The 7,168-nt window shown below is 73.5% G+C and carries 6 protein-coding genes; 3 read left to right on the top strand and 3 right to left on the bottom strand.

Annotated features, from left to right (window positions below):
• Positions 1-83 precede the first annotated feature (83 nt).
• Together ACZ6I3_RS25485 and ACZ6I3_RS25480 are read right to left on the bottom strand one after the other, a co-directional pair.
• A complete protein-coding gene (locus ACZ6I3_RS25485; protein ID WP_469417834.1) occupies positions 84-749 on the bottom strand; it encodes a response regulator transcription factor in 666 nt (221 codons plus the stop codon).
• A gap of 24 nt (positions 750-773) precedes the next feature.
• The gene (locus ACZ6I3_RS25480) at positions 774-2,045 is read right to left on the bottom strand and encodes a sensor histidine kinase (RefSeq protein ID WP_469417649.1); all 1,272 of its coding nucleotides are present in this window, start codon (positions 2,043-2,045) and stop codon (positions 774-776) included.
• A 173-nt stretch (positions 2,046-2,218) separates the two neighbouring features.
• On the opposite strand from ACZ6I3_RS25480, the gene ACZ6I3_RS25475 reads away from it, so the two are divergent.
• Positions 2,219-2,857 carry a DedA family protein gene (locus ACZ6I3_RS25475; RefSeq protein WP_469417647.1) on the top strand — a complete coding sequence of 213 codons (639 nt, stop codon included), beginning with the start codon at positions 2,219-2,221 and terminating at the stop codon, positions 2,855-2,857.
• Here the strand turns inward: ACZ6I3_RS25475 and ACZ6I3_RS25470 are convergent.
• Positions 2,841-3,623, bottom strand: a complete 783-nt coding sequence (locus ACZ6I3_RS25470) for a thioesterase II family protein (RefSeq protein ID WP_469417646.1) — start codon at positions 3,621-3,623, stop codon at positions 2,841-2,843. The genes ACZ6I3_RS25475 and ACZ6I3_RS25470 overlap by 17 nt on opposite strands.
• A 247-nt stretch (positions 3,624-3,870) precedes the next feature.
• On the opposite strand from ACZ6I3_RS25470, the gene ACZ6I3_RS25465 reads away from it, so the two are divergent.
• Positions 3,871-4,629 (top strand): ABC transporter ATP-binding protein, encoded by a 759-nt coding sequence (locus ACZ6I3_RS25465; protein WP_469417644.1) that lies wholly within the window; start codon positions 3,871-3,873, stop codon positions 4,627-4,629.
• Positions 4,623-7,124 carry an ABC transporter permease gene (locus ACZ6I3_RS25460; RefSeq protein WP_469417643.1) on the top strand — a complete coding sequence of 834 codons (2,502 nt, stop codon included), beginning with the start codon at positions 4,623-4,625 and terminating at the stop codon, positions 7,122-7,124. Before ACZ6I3_RS25465 ends, ACZ6I3_RS25460 begins: the two co-directional genes overlap by 7 nt.
• The last annotated feature ends 44 nt before the right edge of the window (positions 7,125-7,168 follow it).

The following is a 7,168-nucleotide window of genomic DNA, read 5'->3' as shown; positions in this document are numbered from 1 at the left end:
CCCACCCAGCGACCCAACAGGCCCAAGCAGCCCAAGCGGGCCTGGGCGGCCCAGGGGGCGCCGGGCCACTGGCCCAGGCGGGGCTAAGCGGTGTCCACTCCGGGTCGGCCGCGCAGATACGCGAGGACGGCGAGGACGCGGCGGTTGGTCGTGTCGTCGAGGGAGAGGTCAAGCTTGGTGAGGATGGAGCCGAAGTGCTTGCTGACGGTGCCCTCGCTCACCACCATGGCCGCGGCGATCGACGCGTTGGACTTGCCCTCCGCCATCAGCGCCAGCACCTCCTGCTCCCGCGTGGTGAGCCGGGCCAGCGGATCGCGCCGGTGCCTGATCAGCTGGCGCACCACCTCGGGGTCGACGACGGTGCCGCCCTCCGCGACCCGGTGCACCGCGTCGACGAACTCCTCGACGTGGCCGATCCGTTCCTTGAGGAGATAGCCCACCCCGGTGCCGTCGGAGGAGTCGAGCAGGTCCTCGGCGTAGGACCGCTGGATGTACTGGCTGAGGACCAGGATCGGCAGTCCGGGCCGGCGGCGGCGCAGGGCGATGGCGGCACGCAGGCCCTCGTCGGAGAAGCCGGGCGGCATCCGTACGTCGGTCACCACGATGTCGGGTTCGTGCGCGGCGACCGCCTCGGTGAGCTCGTCCGCGGCACCCACCGCCGCGACCACCTTGTGCCCGAAGCGCTCCATGAGGCCGACGAGTCCTTCGCGGAGCAGGACACTGTCCTCGGCCAGCACGATGCGCAGCATCAGTTCCTCAATCATGCGGTCGGATCAGGCGGTTGAGCAGGGTACCAGCAGGCGGAACACGGTGGGTCCGCCTGGCGGGGAGGACACCAGCAGGCGGCCGTCGAGGACCGAGACGCGGTCGGCGACGCCCTGCAGGCCCGTCCCGCGCCCGGTGTCCGCGCCCCCGTGACCGTCGTCCTCGACCTCCACGGTCAGCTGCCCCCCGTCCAGACCACCCCGTACCACGGCCCTGCTCGCGCCGCTGTGCTTGGCGACGTTGGCGAGGGCCTCGCTGACCGCGAAGTACACGGCCGTCTCGATCGCCTCCGGGGGCCGGACCGGCAGGTCGAGGTGCACGTCGACGGGGATCGTCGAGCGGTCCGCGAGATCCTCCACAGCCGCCACCAGGCCTCTGTCGGTGAGGACTTGGGGGTGGATGCCGCGGATCAGCTCCCTGATCTCGACGAGGGCGGTGGCCGCCTCGTCCTGCGCCTTGGCGAGCAGCGGGCCGAGCGGCCCGTCCGACGCGTCGAGGCGGGCCAGGCCGAGGGTCATGGACAGGGCGACGAGCCTCTGCTGCGCCCCGTCGTGCAGATCGCGCTCGATGCGGCGCCGCTCCGCCTCGAAGGCGTCCACGAGACGGACGCGGGAGCGGCCCAGCTCCTTGATCTTCGAGTTCAGTTCGCCGGTCGGCGAGGCCAGCAGGAAGCGGGTCAGGGCGGCCCGGCCCGCGGCGATCGCGCCGAGCGGGTAGGCGAAGACGGGCAGCAGCAACAGCCCGGCCAGCGCCGCCCCGAGCGCCCCGGGCCAGCTGTCCACGATCCACATCTTGAGGACCCGTGCCTCCTCGCCGTCGACCGCGAGCATCACCGGCACCGCGAGCAGCCCGCCGCACACGAGGAGGACGGAGCCCACGACCAGCGCTTCGAGGGGCCACAGCAGGAAGCCGAAGAGCACCGCGTAGCCCAGCTCACGCCAGGTGGCGCGTTCCTGGAGCCGGGTACGCAGCCAGGCGGTCAGTCCGGTGCGGTCGGGTTCGCGGTGCGGATCGGCGAGCGGCTCGCTGTCGATCAGACGCAGCCGGCGACGCTCGACCGAGGCCAGCGGCACCCCGGTGAGGACGAGCACGAGCAGCAGCGGAAGGCCGACGACGACCACGATCAGCACGCTGCCCGCGACGGCGAGCAGCACGAGCGTGAGCAGGGTGATGATGCCGAGGACCGCGCTGCTGAGCAGGTACAGCGCCGCGCGCCAGGGCCAGCCGCTGCGTACGTAGTGGCGCAGATGGAGCCGGTTCCAGATCGTCGGGGGGTGCATGCGCCGCACGCTATGAGACCTTTCCGGCCCGGACCACCCAGCTAGCTCCACCATCGGGGTGGGCACCGGCTACCGGACAGGACTGGGCCCAGCTGCGATGTGCCGGAGTGCCCCCGCGCGGTCTGCTGTAAGAGCTCCGGACCACGGGGCGACGGCACTGCGAGAGGACCGAAATGGGCTGGACCCAGGAACAGTTGGCGGCTGTGCCCGTGTGGCTGACGCTGCTGATCGTCTTCCTGCTTCCCATGGCGGAGCCCGCGCTCCCTCTGCTCGGCATGCTGTTCCCTTCGCAGACCGCCTTGATGGCGAGCGGCGTCCTCGCCCACCACGGCGCGCTGCCGCTGCCCGCCGCGATCGCGATGGCGGTGCTCGGCGCCCTGGCGGGCAATGTGATCGGTCATCTGGTCGGGCGCCGCTGGGGTCCCAGGCTCGCCGCGAACCTGCCGGCCCGGGTGACCGGCTCGCCCGGCTACCGCGCGGCGCTGCACACCGTCGGCACCTACAGCGCGCGGGCGGTGCTGCTCGGCCGGTTCAACGCGGTGCTGCGCACGCTGGTGCCGGTGATGTGCGGCGCCGTCGGTGTGCCCTGGACCCGCTTCCTGGGCCTGTCCCTGCTCGGCAGCCTGCTGTGGGCGCCCAGTTGTGTCGCGGTCGGGCTGCTCGCGGGCGGCTCCTGGCAGAAGTGGGGCGGCTCGGGGGTGCTCGCCGCCGGCGGCGCCGTGCTGCTGCTGACCAGTTCCCTGCCGATGCTGCTCTCGTACCTCAGCAGCAGGAAGGCCCAGGCGAACGCCGCGCTCACCACCGCTGGTTGAGATACGTCAGGAGTTGTGCCTCGTTCGGTACGAGGTAGAAGTGGTCGCCGGGAAAGACCTGGTGCTCGTACGTGGACGTGGTCAGAGGGCGCCAGGACAGCAGGTCGGCCAGGGAGCATCCCGGGTCGTCCGCACCGCCGACCGCGGTGACCGGGGCGCGCAGGGGCGTCGGCCCGGCGGGCCGGTAGGACTCGATGAGGCGGAAGTCGCCGCGCAGCGAGGGCAGCAGCAGCGGGCGCAGGTCGGGGTCGTCGTAGACGGCGGAGCCGAGGTCCCCGAGGCCTCGGGCCGAGGCGATCAGGCTGTCGTCGTCGAGGAGGTGGAGGGCGCCGCCGCGTTCGGTGTGCGGGGCGCCGCGCCCGGAGACGACGAGGTGCTCGGGCACGATGCCGTGCCGCTCGTCGAGGCGGCGCGCCACTTCGTAGGCGACGGCGGAGCCGAGGCTGTGCCCGAACAGGGCGAGGGGGGCGCCGAGTCCGGGCCCGAGGACGTCCTCCAGGGCGTCGGTGACGCGGTCGGCGAGCTCCTCCATGGACTCGGCACAGGGCTCGGCGAGGCGCTCCTGACGGCCGGGGTACTGGGTGGCGAGCAGTTCCACGCCGGGCGGCAGGCGGGCCGCCCAGCCGTGGAAGAGGGTCGCCGTGCCGCCCGCGTGCGGGAAGCCGACGAGGCGCAGCCGGACGCTCCCGCCCGTGGCCGGGTAGCGCCGGAACCAACGGCTCCTGATCCCCGCCCCCACAACGTCCCCCGCTCCTGCGACGCCCATACGAATCCACCCTCGCCCTGTCGTCGGCCCCTGACGGGCCCCTGCCCCGCCATGATCCGTCGCGCCGGGGCCCACGGGCGGGGACGGCGCGGGCAGGACGCTGCCGGTGCAGGTTCCTGCAGCCCTGCGCTCTCCCCTTTCCGTGCCGGGTGCAGCCATCGTGCACAGGAGGGTGGAGCTACCTCCACCCTCAAGACTCCGTCCCGCTGCGATGTCCCCATCGAGCGGGCCCGATTGAGTGGACACCATGAATCAAGCAGCCGTCCGGCTCCGCTCCGTGACCCGGTCCTACGGGACCGGCGACAACGCGGTCACCGCCCTCGACCAGGTCAGCCTCGACATCCCGAGGGGTACCTTCACAGCCGTCATGGGCCCCTCGGGCTCCGGCAAGTCGACCCTGCTGCAGTGCACTGCGGGGCTCGACCGGCCGACCGGGGGCCAGGTCTTCCTCGGGGAGACCGATCTGACCCGGCTGAGCGAGAAGAAGCTGACATTGCTGCGCCGGCGGCGCATCGGGTTCGTCTTCCAGGCCTTCAACCTGCTGCCCGCGCTGACCGCCGAGCAGAACGTCGGACTGCCGCTGCGGCTCGCCGGCCGCCGCCCCAGGCGGTCCGAGGTCCTGGACGTCCTGGAGAAGGTCGGCCTGCGCGAGCGCGCCGGGCACCGGCCCAGTGAGATGTCGGGCGGCCAGCAGCAGCGTGTGGCGCTCGCCCGCGCCCTGGTCACCAAGCCGGAGGTGCTGTTCGGCGACGAGCCGACGGGCGCCCTGGACTCCACCACGAGCCGTGAGGTGCTGACGCTGCTGCGGGGGATGGTCGACCGCGGCCAGACGGTGATCATGGTGACGCACGACCCGGTCGCCGCCTCCTACGCGGACCGGGTGCTCTTCCTCGCCGACGGCACGGTCCAGGGCGAGCTGCACACGCCGACGGCGGAGCAGGTCGCCCAGCGGATGACCTCCCTGAGCGCCGTCCCGTCGAAGGCCTCGGCGGTGGCGTCGTGCTGAGTCTCGCGCTGCGCGGGATGCGCGCCCGCTGGGTCACCTTCGTCGGTTCGTTCGTCGCGCTCGCGCTCGGCGTCGGCCTCATCGCCACCACGGGCCTCGCGCTCGCGGCGACGTTCGACGCGCCGGAGCGGGGCACCGAACGGTTCGCCGAGGCGCGGGTCGTGGTGCAGGGCACCGACGAGGTGAAGGCCGACACCCCGATCGGGGTGCGGACGTCGACGCTGTCCAACCCCCCTGCGGTGCCGGAGCAGCTGGCGGACAGGCTGGCCACGGTGGGCCCCGTCGCCGCGGACCGTACGTTCCCGGTCTCGGTGCCGGACGCGGAGCGGCGGTTCGGTGCGGACACCGCGCTCGTGGGCCACTCATGGGCCGTCGCCGCGGCCACGCCGTACCGTCTCACCTCCGGACGCGCCCCCTCAGCGCCCGGCGAAGTCGTCGTCACGACCGGGCCCGCCGCGCAGGTGCGCACCGGGGACCGGATCCAGGTGACCACGCCCGAGGCCACCGGCACCCGCACCGTGGTCGGCACGGTGCCGGCGGCCGGCTTCGAGTCGGTGGTCTTCTTCACCGCCGCCGAGGCCGCGCGCCTGTCACCGCGGATCGACCGGGTGACGGTGGACGCCGACCCGGCCGCCGTCCGCGCGGCGCTCGGTACCGGCTCGGGCATGACCGTCCTCACCGGCGACGACCGGCGGCGCGCCGACCCCGACCCGGACCGCGACGAGGAGGCCCTGGTCTCCGTGAACGCCCTGCTCGGCACCGCGGCCGGCATCACCGCGTTCGTGTCGGTGTTCGTGGTCGCCTCGACCTTCACCTTCGCGGTGGCGCAGCGCAGGCGGGAGTTCGGACTCCTGCGGATGGCGGGCGCGACACCCGGTCAGGTGCGGCGCATGGTCTACGCGGAGGCCCTGGTGATCGGGGTGCTCGCATCGGGCGCGGGGTGCTGGCTGGGCCGGTGGGCCGCGCCGCGGCTCGCCTCGTGGATGTCGGGGCAGGGCCTCGCCCCGGCCTGGTTCCGGATCGGTCAGCAGGCCTGGCCGCTCCATGTCGCCTTCTGGACCGGCCTGACGGTGGCTCTGTGCGGCGTCGTCGTGGCGTCCTTCCGTGCGGGGCGCACCGGCCCGACGGCGGCGCTGCGGGAGTCCGCCGTGGACAGCGGCACGATGCCGTGGAGCCGCCTCCTGGTGGCCGCCGCCGTGCTGCTCACGGGCCTCGGCCTGCTGGTGACGGCGCTGGTGGACGATCCGGGCGACGTGCTGAAGCGCAAGACGTACATCACCCAGCCGATGTTGCTCATCGTGGCGATGGCCCTGCTCGCGCCGCTTCTGGTACGGCCGCTGACCCGGCTGCTGACCTGGCTGCCCGCCCGGCTGCCGGGCGCCGTGGGCATGCTGGCGCGGGAGAACGCGGCGGCGGGAGTGCGCCGGACGGCGGCCGTGGCGGCGCCGGTCATCATCACCGTGGCGCTCGCCTGCTCCCTGATGGGCACGACCGCCACCATCAACGAGGCCAAGGCAGCCGAGGCCCGCGCCCAGACGCGGGGCGACTACGTGGTCTCGTCGGGCGACGCGGGCCGGGCGCTGCCCGCCGATTTCGTCCGGGCGGCTCGTGCCGTCCCCGGCGTCACGGTCAGCACGTCCCGTTCGACCGGGGTGACCGTCCTGGAGGAGGGCACCGCCCTCGTGCGCTCCGAGGCCCGCGCCGTCGGCAGCGGCACGGACCTGTCCGCGGTGTCCCAGCTCCCCGTCGTGGCGGGAAAGCTGACCGACCTCGATGACGACAGCATCGTCGTCAACGAGGAATGGCTGACCACGCGCGTCGGCGACCGGGTGCCCGTCTGGCTGGGCGACGGCCGCAAGGCGAACCTCAGGATCGCCGCGGTCCTCGGGGTCGGCACCGGCAACAACGGCGTGTACCTCACCGAGCGCAACGCCGCCGGCGCGGGCGTCGACCGCGTCGACATCAAGGTCGCCGCCGGCGCGGACCGGGCCGCCGTCGACCGGCGGCTGCGCGCGGCGGGCGCGGCCAGTGGCGTCGAGGTGCTCGGCGCCGGGCAGTGGATCGACGCGCACTACCCGCGCTCCAGCGAGTCCACCCGGCTCGGCCTGCTGATGATCCTGGCCATCGCCCTGGTCTACACGGGCATCGCGCTGGCCAACACGCTGGTCATGGCGACCACGGACCGGGTCCGCGACCTCGCCGCGCTGCGTCTGACGGGCGCGACGAAGCTTCAGGTGCTGCGCCTGGTCGCCGTCGAGTCGGTGATGGTCGTGGTGGTCGGCGCGGTGCTCGGCGCCGCCGTCTCGGCGGTGAACCTGCTCGGCGTCCGCACCGCCCTCGGCCTGCTCGACGTGCGCTCCGCGATCGTCGTGCCATGGCCTACGGTGGGCGCGGTGATAGCCGCGAGCGCCTTCCTCGCGGTCCTCGCGGCCACCCTGCCCGCGTCGTTCGCCCTGCGCACCCGGCCGGTGGAGCTGGCGGGCATGCGCGAGTAGTCCCGCCGCGGACGTACCGGCCGATCCACCGATCCCTACGAGCC

Source organism: Streptomyces sp. NPDC041940, assembly GCF_055589465.1.
Note: the sequence above shows the minus strand (reverse complement) of the source record. Positions and strands in the feature narration are given on the sequence as shown.